Origin of the sequence: Flavobacterium sp. J27 (assembly GCF_004303025.1) — a bacterium.
GTDB lineage: Bacteria > Bacteroidota > Bacteroidia > Flavobacteriales > Flavobacteriaceae > Flavobacterium.
Genome location: NZ_PJQW01000006.1, coordinates 103911 through 120186, shown reverse-complemented (window position 1 = coordinate 120186; position 16276 = coordinate 103911). Strand labels below are relative to the sequence as shown.

16 protein-coding genes are annotated in these 16276 nt (G+C 30.7%); 13 read left to right on the top strand and 3 right to left on the bottom strand.

Annotated elements, in window-relative coordinates:
* Positions 1-5: 5 nt before the first annotated feature.
* From CX675_RS09960 to ribB, 3 genes are read left to right on the top strand one after another with little or no spacing between them, the layout of a single operon-like run.
* The gene (locus tag CX675_RS09960) at positions 6-650 is read left to right on the top strand and encodes an outer membrane lipoprotein carrier protein LolA (RefSeq protein WP_130735086.1); all 645 of its coding nucleotides are present in this window, start codon (positions 6-8) and stop codon (positions 648-650) included.
* A 2-nt stretch (positions 651-652) separates the two neighbouring features.
* Positions 653-2086 carry an LptF/LptG family permease gene (locus CX675_RS09955; protein WP_130735085.1) on the top strand — a complete coding sequence of 478 codons (1434 nt, stop codon included), beginning with the start codon at positions 653-655 and terminating at the stop codon, positions 2084-2086.
* A 7-nt stretch (positions 2087-2093) separates the two neighbouring features.
* Positions 2094-3227 (top strand): 3,4-dihydroxy-2-butanone-4-phosphate synthase, encoded by a 1134-nt coding sequence (ribB, locus tag CX675_RS09950; RefSeq protein WP_130735084.1) that lies wholly within the window; start codon positions 2094-2096, stop codon positions 3225-3227.
* Here ribB and CX675_RS09945 read toward each other — a convergent pair.
* Positions 3224-4078 (bottom strand): sulfite exporter TauE/SafE family protein, encoded by an 855-nt coding sequence (locus CX675_RS09945; protein WP_370277679.1) that lies wholly within the window; start codon positions 4076-4078, stop codon positions 3224-3226. The genes ribB and CX675_RS09945 overlap by 4 nt on opposite strands.
* A 64-nt stretch (positions 4079-4142) precedes the next feature.
* Between CX675_RS09945 and CX675_RS09940 the strand changes: the two genes are divergently transcribed.
* Complete coding sequence (locus CX675_RS09940) at positions 4143-5165, top strand: M28 family metallopeptidase (protein ID WP_130735083.1); 1023 nt, start codon at positions 4143-4145, stop codon at positions 5163-5165.
* A 58-nt stretch (positions 5166-5223) separates the two neighbouring features.
* Positions 5224-5607, top strand: a complete 384-nt coding sequence (locus tag CX675_RS09935) for a VOC family protein (RefSeq protein ID WP_130735082.1) — start codon at positions 5224-5226, stop codon at positions 5605-5607.
* Between the two features lies 1 nt (position 5608).
* Here CX675_RS09935 and CX675_RS09930 read toward each other — a convergent pair whose 3' ends face one another.
* Positions 5609-6568, bottom strand: coding sequence for an ion channel (locus CX675_RS09930; RefSeq protein ID WP_130735081.1), 960 nt, complete (start codon positions 6566-6568; stop codon positions 5609-5611).
* A 97-nt stretch (positions 6569-6665) separates the two neighbouring features.
* Here CX675_RS09930 and CX675_RS09925 point away from each other — a divergent pair, with 97 nt between their 5' ends.
* Entirely contained in the window at positions 6666-7430 is a 765-nt protein-coding gene (locus CX675_RS09925; RefSeq protein WP_130735080.1) for an NYN domain-containing protein, read from the top strand.
* A gap of 62 nt (positions 7431-7492) precedes the next feature.
* Here CX675_RS09925 and CX675_RS09920 read toward each other — a convergent pair whose 3' ends face one another.
* On the bottom strand, positions 7493-10492 hold the full coding sequence (locus CX675_RS09920; RefSeq protein WP_130735079.1) for a T9SS-dependent choice-of-anchor J family protein: 3000 nt from the start codon (positions 10490-10492) through the stop codon (positions 7493-7495).
* 612 nt (positions 10493-11104) lie between these two features.
* Between CX675_RS09920 and CX675_RS09915 the strand changes: the two genes are divergently transcribed.
* The 7 genes from CX675_RS09915 to CX675_RS20000 all read left to right on the top strand — a co-directional run.
* A complete protein-coding gene (locus CX675_RS09915; RefSeq protein ID WP_130735078.1) occupies positions 11105-11404 on the top strand; it encodes a hypothetical protein in 300 nt (99 codons plus the stop codon).
* Entirely contained in the window at positions 11401-11973 is a 573-nt protein-coding gene (locus CX675_RS09910; RefSeq protein WP_130735077.1) for a Crp/Fnr family transcriptional regulator, read from the top strand. Before CX675_RS09915 ends, CX675_RS09910 begins: the two co-directional genes overlap by 4 nt.
* A 72-nt stretch (positions 11974-12045) precedes the next feature.
* Complete coding sequence (locus tag CX675_RS09905) at positions 12046-12399, top strand: DUF4260 domain-containing protein (RefSeq protein ID WP_130735076.1); 354 nt, start codon at positions 12046-12048, stop codon at positions 12397-12399.
* A 94-nt stretch (positions 12400-12493) separates the two neighbouring features.
* Positions 12494-13258, top strand: a complete 765-nt coding sequence (locus CX675_RS09900) for a hypothetical protein (protein WP_130735075.1) — start codon at positions 12494-12496, stop codon at positions 13256-13258.
* Positions 13259-13500: 242 nt separating this feature from the next.
* Positions 13501-15369 carry a PAS domain-containing sensor histidine kinase gene (locus tag CX675_RS09895; RefSeq protein ID WP_130735074.1) on the top strand — a complete coding sequence of 623 codons (1869 nt, stop codon included), beginning with the start codon at positions 13501-13503 and terminating at the stop codon, positions 15367-15369.
* A complete protein-coding gene (locus tag CX675_RS09890) occupies positions 15366-15764 on the top strand; it encodes a response regulator (RefSeq protein ID WP_130735073.1) in 399 nt (132 codons plus the stop codon). Before CX675_RS09895 ends, CX675_RS09890 begins: the two co-directional genes overlap by 4 nt.
* Before the next feature lie 231 nt (positions 15765-15995).
* Positions 15996-16276, top strand: a 281-nt coding sequence (locus tag CX675_RS20000) for a hypothetical protein (protein WP_205728624.1), incomplete at its 3' end; no start/stop codon positions are given.

Sequence of the window (16276 nt, the reverse complement as noted above, 5' to 3'; positions counted from 1 at the left end):
GTAAGATGAGTAAAATTTTAAAATTAGTATGTTTTCTTTTAGTAAGTTTTTCAACACAAGCCCAAGATGCCGCTAAAGCCAAAAGTCTTTTAGATGAAGTATCTGCCAAAGTTAAAACTTATGAGAATATTGTTATTGATTTTAAGTATGCTTTAAACAACCCACAAGAAAACATTAATCAAGAAAGCAAAGGAAATGTAACTTTAAAAGGGAATTTATACAATTTAAATTTCATGGGAGTTACGAAAATTTTTGATGGAAAAAAAGTATATACTATTGTTCCAGAAGATGAAGAAATATCTATTTCAAAATTTGATGATAAAGACGAAAATGCAGTTACACCATCTAAAATGTTGACTTTTTTTAACACTGGTTATAAATACTCTTGGGACATTTTACAAGATATAAAAGGAAGAAAAATTCAATATATTAAACTAATTCCTATAAGCTCTAAAGACCAAAGAAAAGAAATTCTTTTAGGCATAGACGTTCAAACAAAAAATATTTATAACCTGATAGAAGTTGGAAAAAATGGTACTAGAACTACTTTAACTGTTAATTCTTTTAAAACAAACCAACCTATTTCAGATAATCACTTTACCTTTACAGAGTCAAAATATCCAAATTATTATATTAATAGATTAGACTAAAGGTGAAAATCTTAGATAGATACATTATAAAATCTTTTACGATTACATTTACTTCGGTATTTGTAATCCTTTTTTTTATATTCGTTTTACAAGGAATATGGTTATTTATTTCGGAATTAGCTGGTAAAGATTTAGATTTTTTTACAATCATAAAATTCTTATCCTTCTACGCTCCTACTATTGTTCCTTTAGTTTTACCACTATCTGTTGTACTTGCATCCATCATGACTTTTGGAAGTTTTGCAGAAAATTATGAATTTGCTGCCATGAAATCTTCTGGTATTTCATTACAAAGAGCCATGAGAATGTTAACCTTATTTATCATAGGCTTGAGTATTATTTCATTTGTATTTGCAAATAATGTTATTCCAAAAGCACAATACAAGTTTTTAAATTTAAGAAAAACAATTGTGCAACAACGTCCAGCAATGGCAATCGCAGAAGGTCAATTTAATCCAATAGGACCAGCGATAAATATTAAAGTAGAAAAAAAATCGGGAGACAACGGTCGTTATCTTGAAAATGTTACCATGCACATCAAAAATGTAAATGCGGGTTTAGGAGCAAATACTGTTATAAAAGCTAAAAATGGTATTTTAAGAAGCGATGAAAACTCAAACTCACTTCAACTTGAACTTTTGGATGGAAATTATTATGAAAATATCATCCCAAAAAAATATGAAGAAAGGAACAAACAACCTTTTGCTAAAAGTAGTTTTAAAAAATACATTTTAAATATCGATCTAACTAAATTAGATGAAAACAATGGAGACAATAGTGATATTACCTCTGAAAAGATGCTTACTTTAAGTGAGTTAAACTATACTATTGACTCATTACAAACAAATTTAAATAAAGATATTGTCTCATTTGCTGAAAATGCATTACAAAGAAATGATTATGTTTTTCAATTAAATAGAGTTCAGAATATAGATAAAGAAAATAAAGTAGATGATTTGCTTTCCATATTTACAAATAAAGAAAAGCAAAAAATTCTGGAAATGGCTAATAGTAATACTTCAAGTACTGAATTTAGTATACAAAATAGTGAGACTGACTTAGAATACAAGAAGAAAAACCTAAACTCACATTGGGTAGTAGTTCACGAAAAATTTATAATTGCTTTTTCTTGTATACTCATGTTTTTCATTGGTGCTCCTTTAGGTGCCATCATTAGAAAAGGAGGTATTGGCTTACCTATAGTCTTTGCCATAATTATTTTTATCAGTTTTCATTTTATGAATACTTTTGGTAAAAAATTAGCTGAAGAAAACACTATTCCTATTGTTTTAGGCATGTGGATTTCTTCTATTATTTTAACTCCACTCGCTATATTTTTAACCTATAGAGCTACTAACGATATTGGGATAATGATTAATTTTGACTGGTTAATCGATCCAATTAAAAAATTGTTTTCAAGATTTTCAAAAAACTAACACTACAATGTCACAAAACATACAACTCAACACTATTGAAGAGGCTATTGAAGATATCCGTCAAGGAAAAATAATCATAGTCGTAGATGATGAAGATAGAGAAAATGAAGGAGACTTTTTAGCGGCCGCTGAAAAATGTACTCCTGAAATGATTAATTTTATGGCCACTCATGGAAGAGGTCTTATTTGTACGCCACTTACAGAAAGTAGATGTAAAGAACTTGATTTACATGCTATGGTAAGAAATAATACCGATCATATGGAAACTGCTTTTACCGTATCTATAGATTTAAAAGGAAATGGTGTTACAACTGGGATTTCTGCAGGAGATAGAGCCAAAACCGTACTCTCATTAATTGATCCTAATACAAAACCATTTGATTTAGCAAGACCAGGTCATATTTTCCCATTAATTGCAAAACAAGGTGGTGTACTTAGAAGAACAGGTCATACAGAAGCTGCTATCGATTTTGCCCGTTTAGCTGGTTTTAAACCAGCCGGTGTAATTGTAGAAATTATGAATGAAGATGGAACTATGGCTCGTTTACCTCAATTAGTTGAAGTAGCCAAAAAATTTGATTTAAAATTAGTTTCTATTGAAGACTTAGTAGCCTATAGAATGCAACACGATAGTCTTATTCAAAAGAAAGAAGATTTTGAAATTGAAACCCGATTTGGCACCTTTAGATTAAGAGCCTATTTACAAACCACTAACAAACAAGTCCATTTAGCACTTACAAAAGGTACTTGGAGTAATGGAGAACCTGTTCTTACTCGAATTAATTCTACACAAGTTAATAATGATATTTTAGGAACATTAACTAATGATGCTGATAAAAAATTAGATGTAATGTTCAAAAAAATCAACGAAGTAGGAAAAGGAGCTATCATTTTTATTAATCAAGAAATTAAATCGTTAGAATTATTATCCCGATTAACAGAATTAAAAAAATTACAAGAAGAAGGAATTATTAAAGCTCCACAAGTTAAAATGGATTCCAAAGATTTTGGAATTGGTGCTCAAATACTTCACGATATTGATATTTCTAGAATAAAATTATTATCAAACACTACAGAACCAACAAAACGTGTAGGAATGATTGGTTACGGATTAGAAATTACTGAATATGTAAACTACTAATTAAAAAACCATAATTTAATAGCTAAAGAGGACACAGTAATTATTAAAAATAAACGAATTACTTTGTCCTCTTTTTTCACTGACCATCTACTCCCAACCCAAGCTCCTGAAGCATTTCCTATAGCAAGAATAAAAGCGAGCATATAATTAATTTTATGTTCCAAAGCAAAAACAAGTACAGCTCCTATAGTATATAAACAAACTACGAATACTTTAGTTGCATTGGATTTTAATAACGATAAACCATTTACATAAGGTAAAATCAATAACATTAAAAAACCAATTCCAGCATTTATAAAACCTCCATAAATTCCTAGAAAAAAGAAAATTACCAATGATATATAAAGCGGCTTTCCAGTTGTTTTCTCTAGTATTTCTGTATAATTACTTTTGGGTTTAAAAATAATCGTAAGTAAAACCATAACCATAATACATGCTAGAATTTTATTAAATATCTCGCCATCAATACCTATGGCTAATTTTGCTCCAATAAAAGAACCTCCCAAAGCAGACAACCCTAAATACATACTGAAAGGATAAGTGGAAATCCCTTTGCTTTTAAAACCTCTAACAGCAGAAAATGTTTGTATCAAAATAGCAATTCTATTCGTTCCATTAGCTAAAGGAGCTGGTAATCCCATAAAAATTAAAGTGGGTAAAGTTAATAGCGTACCTCCTCCAGCTATTGTGTTTAAAAACCCTGCAATAAAACCTATTGGTATTAAAAACAAGTATTCATATTGAAAATCCATAGAATTATAAATAGACAACAAAGATATTGAAATAAAAAGGATGCGTCTTAAAACAAAGTCTTTTAAATAACTGTCTGATTTATAAAAAAATGTTAACAAATCATGTCATTTTATAATAAATAATTTATTTTTACTTCTTATTCAACTAAACTATTTGTAATAAATGAAGAAAAAACTAATTTCTGGAGGACTATTAACCTTACTATTAGTAAGTTGTAATTCTGTTCCAAAAGCGCAAAAAGAAGCAGATGTTTCCAAGTATATGAATACTATTACAGCTCCTGAATTAAGCACACACTTACATATTGTAGCTTCTGATGAAATGGAAGGAAGAGATACAGGTACTGAAGGTCAAAAAAAAGCGGGCAAATACCTTATAGAACAATATAAAAAAAATGGGATTAGTTTTCCTGAAGAAGCTAAAGATTGGTACCAAAAAGTTCCCTCTGAATTTATGGCAAAAGGGTTTGCACCAAAATTAAATGATTCGGAAAATATTTGGGCATTTATAAAAGGATCGGAAAAACCAGAAGAAGTTTTAGTAATCTCTGCACATTATGACCATGTAGGAATGAAAAATGGTGACGTTTACAATGGAGCAGACGATGACGGTTCTGGAACTGTTGCCCTATTAGAAATAGCTCAAGCATTTGCAAAAGCTAAAAAAGATGGTTTTGGTCCAAAACGCTCTATCCTTTTTCTTCATGTTACAGGAGAAGAACATGGTTTACACGGTTCAAGATATTATTCTGAAAATCCATTATTTCCTCTAAAAAATACCATTGCAGATATTAATATAGACATGATTGGCAGAAGAGACACCTTGCATCCTAATACTAATAATTATGTATATGTCATTGGTTCTGACAGATTAAGTTCTGAATTACATATCATTAATGAAGAGGCAAATCAAAAATACACAAATCTAACGTTAGATTATAAATATAACGACCGAGAAGATCCTGAGCGAATTTATTATCGTTCAGACCATTACAATTTTGCCAAAAAAGGTGTTCCTGCTATTTTCTTTTTTAATGGTGTACATGCAGATTATCATATGGCATCAGATACTCCAGATAAAATTGAATATGATGCTTTAGCCAAAAGAGCGCAATTAGCATTCACTTTAGCTTGGGAACTAGCTAACAGAGAAGAAAGAATTGTGGTAGATAAAGACGGGAAATAATTAGAAAACTCACTTAAATCCTCATTTTTATGAGGATTTATTTTTTAAAAACAAGAGTATGTTCAACAAAATACATCATATCGCTATCATTTGTTCTAATTACGAAGTTTCAAAACATTTTTATATCACTATTTTAGGAATGGAAGTTATTAACGAAACGTACCGAAAGGAAAGAAAATCCTATAAATTAGATTTAGCTATTAATGGCGTATATTCTGTAGAATTGTTTTCTTTTCCAAATCCTCCTAAAAGACCTACAAGACCAGAAGCCTTAGGGTTAAGACATTTAGCATTTGAAGTAGCTCAATTAGAACCAATCATCAATCATTTAAATCAATACAATATAGAAATAGAACCAATAAGAATTGATGAGATAACTGGAAAACGTTTTACTTTCACACAAGATCCAGATGGATTACCTATTGAGTTTTATGAAAATTAATTTAAGGTAAATTTACTTTCTCAAAAGAATTCAGTTTTTGTAAATCTAATATGGTAATACTATCATCATCGTTTTGGTTATACATAATATTAAATTTTGCACCATAAACAATCTCTTTAAAAATATAGGAAGTTCGTTTTACTAAATGTGTACTGTAAACATCATCAAACACTTTAATAAATACCAAAATTTCTCCATCTATAGCTGCGTAATCTTCCGCTCTAAAATGATATAATGGACTTTTCTCTGTAATTGGGTGAACCAATGTCCAACTCAATGTTAAAGCATTCACTTTGTCTAATTCTAAAGGTAATTGATAAAATTTATTTACCATTACCCCGTTTTCTTCAATACTAATTCCTAGAGTAACACGAGTTTCGGCATCTGTTAAATTAACATTTTTAAAAGGAGTCATTCGAAACATCAAAGCGGTACCATTTTCATAAGGAGCAATAATGGCATTTTCAGAGAATTTTATATACGCTTCTGGTTTGCTAAAACGTCCAAAAAACAGACCTGTTGCAATGGCAAAAGTAAGTAGTCCTGTTAATGCTTCTACTGAAGAAATAAAACTGGTCCAAAAACCAGTAGGATTAATATGACCATAACCAACCGTAGTAAAAGTTTGCACACTAAAAAAGAAAGCTTGTCCAAATTTATCCAAATTAGTGGTTGCTACTATTCCATTTAAATGTTCTACACCAATGTAATAATAGATAGTGGCAAAAAACAAATTTGCCAAAAAATAAAATAGAATAATGATACCAAAAAATTGCCAAGTGGGTATGTTTAGCATAAAATGATGCCAACTAATACTTTCGAGCCAACTGATTCCTTTTTTTCTAACATTCGCATCTCCATTTTTATTCACAAATCGACCTCCATAATTAGAAGCACTCGTTCCAAAGCCTGAAGAATCAATTGTTTTTGCTTTTGTATTTACAGATTTAAATAATGCCATTCTATCAATTATAACATTTATTGGTTACCAAAGTTAGTATTTATTATGGATACTCAATCATTTGTAGTACTTTTACTCTAATGAACAAAATTGAAACATGGAAATAAAAAAAGATTTAAAATTAGCAGTTCTTATTGATGCAGACAATGTACCTTATGCCAATGTAAAAGAGATGTTTGAAGAAATTGCAAAATATGGCACGCCTACATTTAAAAGAATTTATGCAGATTGGACTAAACCTACTGTTTCTGGCTGGAAAAATGTTTTATTAGAAAATGCCATTACCCCTATTCAACAATATAGTTATTCTACAGGAAAAAATGCAAGTGACAGTGCTTTAATAATTGATGCAATGGATATTTTATATACTGGTAAAGTAGATGGTTTTTGCATTGTTTCTAGTGATTCCGATTTTACACGCTTAGCCACTCGATTAAGAGAAGCAGGCATGACAGTGATAGGTATGGGTGAAAAGAAAACGCTAAAACCTTTTATCACGGCTTGTGATAAATTCATTTATATTGAAATTTTGAAAAAAGATGATACGGAGAACCATATTGAAACTTCTTCAAAGAAAGCAACTAAGAATACGACAACAAAAAAGAAAACACCACTTAGCAAGATAGACCCAAAAATTATTAAACTTTTTTCTACAAGTATTGATGATTTAGAAGATGAAAATGGCTGGGCGTTTTTAGGTGACTTAGGTAACCTCATTTTAAAGAAAAAAACCGATTTTGACCCTCGTAATTATGGTTTTAGCAAATTGTTACCTCTTATCAAAAGTATGCAAAAATTTGACATAGATGTGAGAGATACCCATAACCCAAATGTAAAACACATATATATTAGAAAAAAATAATATCAACAAAAAAGCCTTTAAGACATAATCCTAAAGGCTTTTTTTTATAATGAATAAATGTGTTATTCTTTAATCACTTTCATATTCTGTATTTTCCCATCAATAGTTATATTAATAAGGTAAGCACCAGATTGTAAATGAGACATGTCTACTTGAGTTATTTTTTGATTATCTACAGACTGATCTATCAAAATCTGACCTAACAAATTAACAACTTGTACTCTACTCGCTTCAGATTTTAATTCTAAATTTAAAATCGAATTTACAGGATTAGGATATACTTTTACCATATTATTATCAACAAATCCAACTTCAGATAAAGCAGTGGAAGCAAATTTGATACTTGCTGCAAAAATATTAACTACACCTGTACCTGAATCTTTCTGAAAATCTACAGTTGAGAATGTTTTACCTTGATTCGCAGGGTCAATATCAATAGAAAGTTCATAGATACGAGGATTACCTGTTGGGTTTTCTATCGCATCATTCGTCGTTTTTATCCTTCCAATACCAGAAATAGCAATTGGTAAACTAGTTTGGTTATACCAATCTGGCACTAATGTAGATGGAATTATCTGACTTGAACCATCGTCAAAATGAATTGTTCCAGAAACCGTACTTGAACCACCTCCAGAAGTTACTAAGAAATACAATTTTTCAGCTGGGTAAATCGTTTCAAATGATAAAGTTCCTCCATTTGCAGCTCCAGCTGTATCCATTCGTAAAGCATTGTTGCCGTCATATGGTGTATTTAAAGGACTCATTTTGAAAATTAAACCTGGTACACTTGAACTATTAATAACACCATTAGCTGGCAACCCAAACGTTAAATCTGGATCAGAAGCATTTAATTTGAAATCTCTAGATAAATACACATAATCACCTCCATCAATGTCATTTGTTGTAGAATTAGCAGATGGTCCTACTCCATTAGCAATAACATCTGCATTTAGACCAGTACTAATCTCTAAATCTAAATAACCGCCAAACACAAATGGTCCTGCCCAAGGGCTAAAACCAGTATTATTATCACAAACGGTACGCACATAAAATTCAGAAACATTTCCAGATACATAAGTCGCATTATAAGTCGTAGCATTAACTGCATCACCAGATACAGGTTCACCATCGCCATAGTTTTGAACTGCTATTTCCCATTCTGAACCTGTTCCACCATTCCAAGATAAAACTGCCGATATCTCAGTTATATCCGAAGCTGATAGGTTTGTAGGTGCATCACATATTGGTGTGCCAGAAGTCATTAAATCATCTATAAACAAATAATATTGGTCTGTTGAAATGGCTTGAATAGCAAAATAAATGGTTTGACCAACATAGGCAGAAAGATCATAAGTATATTCTGTATAAGTTGTTGAAGGGCCTACATTTGAAGCTAGTACATCTGTAAAATCTGCTAATTGATTACCAGTTGTAGAAACCAAAACATTAAATCGATCAATATAAGTTGCACTATAATTTCTTGACCAAAAGCTAATAATATCACTTACATTTGCTGTTACAGTAAAAGGTGGTGTAATTAAAAGATCATTATGAGCTGTTCCGCTATAGGTAATTCGAGCAAACTTAGTGCCTGAATGTGGGTATGCAGGAAAATTACTTTGGACAGCCCATGTATTTGCATCGCCTCCATTAATTAAAGACCAACAATTTGGAATAGTTCCTGTAGCGGTGGTTTCAAAATCTTCGCTCAAACTGGTTGCAGTAGAACAAGCGGTTACAAAAGTATATATTGTCCAAGTACTATACCCATTAGCACCACAATTTGTTCTTACATAAAAATCATAAGCTGTATTAGAATCTAAACTAGATAAGTTAACACTGGCAGTAGACGAACCAAATCCTGAAGAGGGTGCTACACTTCCTGATGGTAATACCGCATATTCCCAATCTGTTGCTGTTCCTGCATCCCATGAGATTATAGCTTCACTTATTGTAATTCCAGAAGCCATAATATTTGTTGGTGCCTCACAAGCTACAGCAGTTGTAAACGTAAATGGTCCTGTCCAAAAACTAAATCCGCTAGGAGTACAAACTGTTCTCACATAGACATCATATGTTGTTTCTGGCGTTAAACTTGGAAAATGAAAAGAATTTGTTGCACTTGCATCACCAGAAGATGGTATAGCATCGCCTACTGGAACTATCGCTACTTCAAAAGTATCTGATGCATTTGCCCCTGTCCAAGCTATATCGGCATCAAAAGCATTCACAGTCGTTGCATTAATATTTGATGGTCCAGGACATTCTGGAACTAATTTTCCACTAACTGCAAAAAGGTTAAACACACCACCACTACTCTTTTCAACTGTTATACCAGTAACAATTTTACTTTGGTTAGCCACATCAATTGCTAAATTCAAATTATAAATTCTGGGGTTATTCGTTGGGTTTTCTAAACCATTATCAAGTCTACTTCCTCTTCCTATTCCAGAAATAATCGTTGGTAACGCGTTTGAGTTAAACCAATCTGGTATATTTACACTGGTAAAAACCTGAGAAGTAGCATCTGAAAAAGTAACTGTAATAGTAACAGTTGAAGCACCACTTCCAGAGGTTACTGCTAAATATAAGTTTTCAAAAGACTCTAATTCTGTAAAAGTAATGGAAGACAAACCAGCTGCTCCATTATTTTCAATACGTAATGAATTATTCCCATCATAAGGCGCTAAATTAAAAAACAAATCGCTGTTTGCAACTGGTAACAAACCATTGGTAGGTAATCCATAAGTTGTAGGAGTTGACGCTCCTGTTATTTGAGTTCCTTGAGACAAATAACAAAAGTTTACTCCATCAACATCATTTGTGGTTGTGGTATTTAAACTTCCAACACCATTGGCAATTACATCGTCTGTAAAGCCATTTACGGTTAAAGCCATATAACTGGCAGGATCAAAAGTTGTGTTTAAAGAAATGGGCTTGTTTTTACGCTCAGGGTTTCCATTTTTTAAATCTGAAAATGCTGTTGTAGAATAAAACAATCCAAATAAGAAAAGGGTTTTACAGGAAACCCTAATAAAACTAGAATAATTTTTTTTCATCATTTTTGTAGTTAAACATTTGTATCGTAAATATATAAAAAAAAGAAAACCTAAATGTTTTTAGATTTTTTTTAATCAAAATTCTTTTAAAAACACAAAAAAATAACAATTTTTTAAAAAAAAAGAAAGGTTCATTATTAATTTAAAACAACAAAAAACAAGTTATTTTATTAGTCTTCTTTACATACATTCAAGAGAACTCAAAAAAATTTCATTAAATAATAAGATTATTTAATGAATTTGTCTCTATATTACACTCTTAATATTAAAAAAAATGTCAGTTGGAAAATTAACAACTATAAAGTAGTTTTGAATTGAAAATTGATTCTGAAAAAAGAATCTTAAAAAGCAGTATATTTTACTTAAAATCATGAATAAACCAGTTCTTGAAATAACATACCCTATACACAAATACTATAAAGCTATTATCTCAAGTTTTCTTTAGTTATTGTCACTTTCTATTCAGTTTAGATTAGTATTTTGCAATTTAATACTACTACCAATAACCTAAAAATAATTATCATCTTGATTTTTTTAGTTCCACTTACCTTTTCTTCTATTAATTTATTTTTTTGATTTTTTAATGGAAAAGAAAAATTAATTATCACAGCAAAAATGATATTTATTCATAAAAGCAATGGAATTATAACCATCAAAAAAAGCATCAAAAAAACCGATATTCTTAAAATAAAAAAAAATTATCGCTACTTAGAACAAAATGTACCTAAAAATTGGGCTGAAGCAAGAGTAAAAAACATAAATAAAGAGCTACGTTCTTTTCCATTTTGGCATCAAATGGGAAAAATTGATATTATCATGAAGTTAACAGAATTTTCTATCTTTAATGGTTTAAACATCGAAGAGATAGATCAAGTAATTAAAACTATTACTCTTACTATTCCAGAAAAACAATGAAAAATTTAGAAACCCAGCTTCAATTGTATTTTGGCATTGCGCAACAAGAAGAATTACAAAACATTAGTTCATTTTTTAATCATACAACTTTGAAAAAAGGAGATTACTTAGTAGAATATGGAAAAAAATGCACAACCATGTGTTTTATTCAATCAGGTTTGCTTCGTGTTTTCGCAAATTCTGAAAATAAAGAAGTCACACAATGGATCGCTACTCCAGATTATTTCATCACAGATTTGGCTGCTTTTCTTTTTGAAACCCCTTCTCGTTGGTCTATACAAGCCTTAGTTGATACTGATATTTACATCATAGATAAAAAAAAATACAATCAAATTAATAAAATACTTCCTGAATGGAATGAATTTGAAAGGTATTTTTTAACCCAATGCTTTACCATGATGGAAAATCGCATATTTAGTCACCTATCGATGTCGGCTGAAGAAAGGTATACAGCATTTTATGAAAACAATAAAGCTCTTTTTAATGAAGTTCCGCTACAATACATTGCTTCTATGCTAGGTATGACACCTGAAACCTTCAGTAGAATACGAAGAAAATACCATCAGTAATTTCTTGACAAAAATCAAGAATTTTTTCTTTTATTGTGACCAACTTTGTACTCTAATTTTTAATTTATTCTTATGAAAACAATGCTCAAATTAGAAGAAATCGGTCTCTTTTTTTATTGTATGTCTCTTTTTGCGCAACTTCCATATGCTTGGTGGTGGTTTCCTATTTTATTATTAGTTCCCGACATTGGTATGTTAGGCTATCTTTTCAATACAAAACTTGGGGCTTTTACCTACAATATTTTTCATCATAGAATTATAGCTATTTTCACACTACTTACTGGAATATATTTAACTAATCCTATAATACAATTTACAGGCATTATTCTACTGGCTCATATTTCTTTTGATCGCATTTTGGGTTACGGATTAAAATATCAGGATTCATTTCATCATACGCATTTAGGAAACATTGGTAAAACCTAATTTGGCAAATCTAATGGAAATTATATAAGAGTTGTTTGTAAAAATAGAAGCAAATTGTAACTTTATGTTATACATTTGAAGAAACAAACACATCATGAAAAAGTATATTATTTTTTTACTAGGATTATTATTATTTTCTTGCCAACCCGAAAAGAAAAAAACGGAAGACACACTTAACGAAGAAATTGCAACTCCTTCTGAAACAGAAGAGTCTCCCATTTTAGGAGAACGCATCAAAGGACCTGCAGAAGTGAGAGATACAATTAATGGAAAACTTCTCTTCACTTTATATGATAACGCACTCATTGAAACAGCTCCAAAAGAAAACGATTGGTATGAAATAGGCCTTTTCCCAAATAACCCTGAATCAGATTATGAAAATGATTACCTTAAAAAAGGAATTAAAATTATGGTTGATGGCAAAATTATTGGGGAAACCCAAAATCCTGTTGAAATAACTTTAGGAATAATTGGTTACACTAATCAGAAGAATATTCAGCCTAAAAGCATTATTGAAAATGCTTTTGTTAGCTATTTTAACGAGTCAAAATCAAGAGATTATAGCGATTATAAATCGTTTATTACCAACTTCAATTTGGAGCATGACAATCAGTTTGAAGATTTAGTTGTATACTATAAAAATGAAAATTGGATGGAGGATCCTTCTCCAATGATTCGATTCGGATTGGTTTTCCAAAAAAATAAATTGGTAGCCATATTACATTCTAGACCCATAACTGTTGCAACAACCACTGACCACAAACTAGACCGTGCCTTCGATTGTCTTGTTTTTGATGACGTTACCAATGCTGATGCTATTGTAAAAACATTCAATCATTTTGTCAATTCGGTGGATTGATGGAATTAATAAATTTAAGTTTTCTATTATAATTTGCAACTCAAGATCATAACCTACTGACTAAAAGCATATTTCTTAATATTTTTCATCGAAAAAGTGAAAAGAAATTTTGAAATTGTTCTCTTTTGTAATAAATTTACTAAATAGCCTCAAATAGTTTTGAAATAAAATTTCAAACTGAAAAGGAAAAAGAGATACCTTATGTGTTTCTGAAATCTATCATAAAGTTAACATAATTGCCCATGGAGAAAATAGCAGACTACAAGTATGCTCTCGATGAATCGTCAATTATTGCTATTACCGACCAAAAAGGAATTATTAATTATGTAAACGATAATTTCTGTAATATTTCTAAATATGCTGCAGAAGAGCTTATTGGTCAAGACCATCGCATCATTAATTCTGGGTATCATTCCAAAACTTTTATTAAAGAACTTTGGAGAACAATTGCACATGGTAACGTTTGGAAAGGGGAACTCAAAAACAAAGCCAAAGACGGTTCTACCTATTGGGTAGACACCACCATTGTTCCTTTTTTAGATGAGCAAAACAAACCCTATCAATATGTAGCCATTCGTTCTGATATTACTGATAGAAAAAAAGGAGAAGAAGAATTAAAAAAAATCCTCAAAGAAATATCCGATTATAAATATGCTTTAGACGAATCGGCTATTGTAGCGATTACCGATCAAAAAGGAATTATTACGCATGTAAACGATAATTTCTGTAAAATTTCAAAATATACCACCGAAGAACTCATTGGTCAAGACCATCGCATTATTAATTCGGGGTATCATTCCAAAGATTTTATTAGAGAACTTTGGAGAACAATTGCTCATGGCAACGTTTGGAAAGGGGAACTTAAAAATAAAGCCAAAGACGGGGCAACCTATTGGGTAGACACTACGATTGTTCCCTTTTTAAATCAGGAAGGAAAACCGTATCAATATGTAGCCATCCGCTCCGATATTACCGAACGAAAAGAAGGAGAAGAAGAATTAAAAAAAATTCTTAAAGAAATATCAGATTATAAATATGCTCTAGACGAATCGGCTATTGTAGCAATTACAGACCAAAAAGGAATTATTACACATGTAAACGATAATTTTTGTACCATTTCAAAATACGTTACCGAAGAGCTTATTGGTCAAGACCATCGCATTATTAATTCGGGGTATCATTCCAAAGATTTTATCAAATCGTTATGGAGAACGATTGCAAATGGAAATGTTTGGAAAGGGGAACTCAAAAACAAAGCCAAAGATGGTTCGACCTATTGGGTAGACACTACGATTGTTCCTTTTTTAAATCAGGAAGGGAAACCCTATCAATATGTGGCTATTCGTTCTGATATTACTGAGAGAAAAGAAGCGGAAGAGCAGATCAAAGAAAATAATGCCAAAGCCATTGAACACGCCCAAATTTTGGAATTAAAAAACACACAATTAGTGGATTTTTGTAACATTGTTTCGCACAACCTCAGAGCTCCTTTAATAAATATTTCTATGTTAGTCGATTATGTTGAACAAAGTGATGATGATGATGAACGCGAAGAAGTATTGGCAAAAATAAAGCCCGTTGTAAACCATTTAATGGATGTTTTTAACGAATTAGTAGAATCAATTCAGGTAAAACAAGACACCGAAATTGATGTTGATCGTATTAATTTAGAAGATTGTTTAGGAAAAGTATTACGCGGGTTTGAAACCCAAATTGAAGAATATGATGCCTCCATACAAATGGAACTTGACGCTAATTCGATTTATTTTCCTCAAAAATATATTGAAAGCATTTTAACTAATTTAGTGAGCAATGCCCTCAAATACAAATCGCCACTAAGAGACCCTATTATTGTGATTAAAACCAAAAAGACTACGCAAAATACTGTCATTTTATCAGTTGCAGATAATGGTTTAGGGATTGATTTAGTAATGCACAAAGATCAGATTTTTAAAATCAGAAAAACCTTTCACAAACACCCAGATGCCAAAGGTTTTGGATTATTTATGACCAAAACTCAAGTGGAAGCTATGAATGGTAAAATTTGGGCTGAAAGTGAACCTGAAAAAGGAACCACATTTTTTATAGAATTTAAAAACCCAGAGATATGAATCATATAAAGAACCTAACACTGGTAGATGACGATGATGTATTCGTTTTCTTGACCAAAAAAACCATTGAACAAACGAATTTAGTGGATTTGATTCGTGTTTTTAGTAACGGAATCGACGCACTTAACTTTTTAAAAGAAAATAAAGATAATCTTGATGTTTTACCTGAAATTTTGCTTTTAGACTTAAGTATGCCCATAATGAATGGGTGGCAATTTCTAGAAGAATATACGAAGCTTCATCCTTATATTGGTAAAAAAATCTCAATTTATATCTGCTCTTCTTCTATTTCCCAAGACGATATTACTCGTGCCAAAGCGATTAACGAAGTGAGTGATTATATTATTAAACCAATTGCTAAAGCAAAATTAATCGATGTGATTAAACATTTATAACCCAAACACTTCCTAACCATTTTTTAACAAGCATAAGGTTTCCTGAAATTCAGCGAAGCCTTATGCGTTTTTTAAGTAATTATACGTATAAATACGTAGTAAAAAACTTAAAAAATACGTATTTATACGTATTGTAGAAATTAGATAGAAAAATTAGATTTGGATATAAAAAATTATTTCTAAAGTAAAAAATAAATATTTATTATAAGTATCAATCAATCTAATAAAACCATGAATAAAATAATTTTCAGCTTAGAAAAAATTATTAATAAAATTAATTCAATATGTGAAAAATATCAACCATTACTTCAGTCAGCAGGCTTCATTTTAGGTTTATATTTAATTTATTCAACATATTTGAGTATTAATATTTCAAACGAACAATTAAAAATAGCATATGAAGAACTTAACATAACTAAAAAACAAGAAATTCAAAGACAACTACCAATATGGGAATTTGAAGTCAATGACTCTTTAGCTTTGGCTACCTTAAAGCCATTTTCTCCTGATGT

Excerpts from the sequence above, each read along its gene's own strand:
- CX675_RS09960 (WP_130735086.1), top strand. The coding sequence starts at position 6 with ATGAGTAAAATTTTAAAATTAGTATGTTTTCTTTTAGTAAGTTTTTCA.
- ribB (WP_130735084.1), top strand. The coding sequence starts at position 2,094 with ATGTCACAAAACATACAACTCAACACTATTGAAGAGGCTATTGAAGAT.
- CX675_RS09940 (WP_130735083.1), top strand. The coding sequence starts at position 4,143 with ATGAAGAAAAAACTAATTTCTGGAGGACTATTAACCTTACTATTAGTA.
- CX675_RS09935 (WP_130735082.1), top strand. The coding sequence starts at position 5,224 with ATGTTCAACAAAATACATCATATCGCTATCATTTGTTCTAATTACGAA.
- CX675_RS09930 (WP_130735081.1), bottom strand. The coding sequence starts at position 6,568 with ATGGCATTATTTAAATCTGTAAATACAAAAGCAAAAACAATTGATTCT.
- CX675_RS09925 (WP_130735080.1), top strand. The coding sequence starts at position 6,666 with ATGGAAATAAAAAAAGATTTAAAATTAGCAGTTCTTATTGATGCAGAC.
- CX675_RS09920 (WP_130735079.1), bottom strand. The coding sequence starts at position 10,492 with ATGATGAAAAAAAATTATTCTAGTTTTATTAGGGTTTCCTGTAAAACC.
- CX675_RS09915 (WP_130735078.1), top strand. The coding sequence starts at position 11,105 with ATGATATTTATTCATAAAAGCAATGGAATTATAACCATCAAAAAAAGC.
- CX675_RS09910 (WP_130735077.1), top strand. The coding sequence starts at position 11,401 with ATGAAAAATTTAGAAACCCAGCTTCAATTGTATTTTGGCATTGCGCAA.
- CX675_RS09905 (WP_130735076.1), top strand. The coding sequence starts at position 12,046 with ATGAAAACAATGCTCAAATTAGAAGAAATCGGTCTCTTTTTTTATTGT.
- CX675_RS09900 (WP_130735075.1), top strand. The coding sequence starts at position 12,494 with ATGAAAAAGTATATTATTTTTTTACTAGGATTATTATTATTTTCTTGC.
- CX675_RS09895 (WP_130735074.1), top strand. The coding sequence starts at position 13,501 with ATGGAGAAAATAGCAGACTACAAGTATGCTCTCGATGAATCGTCAATT.
- CX675_RS09890 (WP_130735073.1), top strand. The coding sequence starts at position 15,366 with ATGAATCATATAAAGAACCTAACACTGGTAGATGACGATGATGTATTC.